This is a genomic window from Streptomyces nanshensis (assembly GCF_001751255.1).
Taxonomy (GTDB): Bacteria; Actinomycetota; Actinomycetes; order Streptomycetales; family Streptomycetaceae; genus Streptomyces; species Streptomyces nanshensis_A.
This window is the reverse complement of record NZ_LJGW01000158.1, coordinates 526-1,981: the sequence shown is the minus strand read 5'-3', so window position 1 is coordinate 1,981 and position 1,456 is coordinate 526. Positions and strand designations below refer to the sequence as shown.

Genomic DNA, 1,456 nt, shown 5'->3' with positions numbered 1-1,456 from the left:
ACCCACCACACCCCACCCCTCGCCTCACCTGCTCCCGTGCCCCGACCCCCGCCTCCCCGCGGCCTGTTCAACCTGCCCTCCGGCGTGTTCCATGGTCGTCAAGGGCGTCCCGGCCGCGAGCTGCCGGCACCGCGCCCACCGAGGACATCACCGTGAGGATCGAGGTAGCCGTGCCGGCGACGCTGCGACGTACGACCGTGAATCTGCCCGTCGCCCCCGTCGGCCCGGAGAACCCGCTGCCCCCGCTCGCTCCCCTCGACGAGATGCACACCGTCGACGAGCGTCAACGGGCCGAGCTTCCGCCCGACATGGCGCGTCAGGTCGGCTATGCGCCGCTGCGCTCCGTCCTGCCCGTCCGCATCCTCGACGGCTACACGCGCGAGCGCACGCCCGCCGCCCTCGACGCCCTCGTCCTGGAGAACGACCGGCTGCGCGCGACCGTCCTGCCGGGCCTCGGCGGCCGTGTCCACTCCCTGCATCACAAGCCCACCGGGCGGGAGTTGCTGTACACCAACCCGGTCTTCCAGCCCGCGGACTTCGCCCTGAACGGCGCCTGGTTCTCCGGCGGCATCGAGTGGAACATCGGCGCGACCGGCCATACGACGCTCTCCGTCGCCCCCGTGCACGCGGCGCGCGTGCCCGCGCCCGACGGCGGGGACATGCTGCGGCTGTGGGAGTGGGAGCGGCTGCGCGACACCCCGTTCCAGGTCGATCTGTGGCTGCCGGACGGTTCGGACTTCCTCTACGTCGGTGTCCGTATCCGCAATCCGCACGACCGGACCGTGCCCGTCTACTGGTGGTCGAACATCGCCGTGCCGGAGCAGGAGGGCGCCCGCGTCCTCGTACCGGCCGAGGAGACCTGGTACTTCGCCTACGAGCGCCGGCTGCGCCGCATCCCGGTGCCCGAATGGGACGGTGCGGACCGTACGTACGCGCTGCGCAGCGAGTTCCCTGCCGACTACTTCTACGAGATCCCCCGCGCGGAGCGGAAGTGGATCGCCTCCCTCGACGAGCGCGGCACGGGCCTTGTGCAGACCTCGACGGATCTGCTGAGCGGCCGGAAGCTGTTCGTATGGGGCCACGGGCCCGGCGGCAGACGCTGGCAGCAGTGGCTGACCGAGCCGGGCACCGGCGGCTACGCCGAGATCCAGGCGGGCCTGGCGCGTACGCAGCTCGAACACGTACGGCTGGAGGCGGGGCGGGAGTTCGCGTGGCTGGAGGCGTACGGGCCGCTGACCGCGGATCCGGACGCGGTGCACGGCGAGGACTGGGCCGCCGCCCGGCGGCAGGTCGACGCGCGCCTGGAGGAGGCGCTGCCGCGGGCCGACGTGGACGCGGCGTTCGCCGCGTGGCGCCCGTTCGCGGACGCCGACCCCGTACGTGACGCGTCGGATGCGTCGGACGCGTCGACGGACATGGGGCTGCTGGCGGCCGGCTCCGGCTGGGGCGCCCTCGA

The 1,456-nt window shown here is 73.2% G+C and carries 1 pseudogene (cut by a window edge); it reads left to right on the top strand.

The annotated features are described in order from the left end of the window. Positions 1–170 precede the first annotated feature (170 nt). Positions 171–1,456 (top strand): annotated as a pseudogene (locus AN218_RS09720) (DUF5107 domain-containing protein) (its annotated part continues 525 nt past the right edge of the window); the annotation flags it as partial.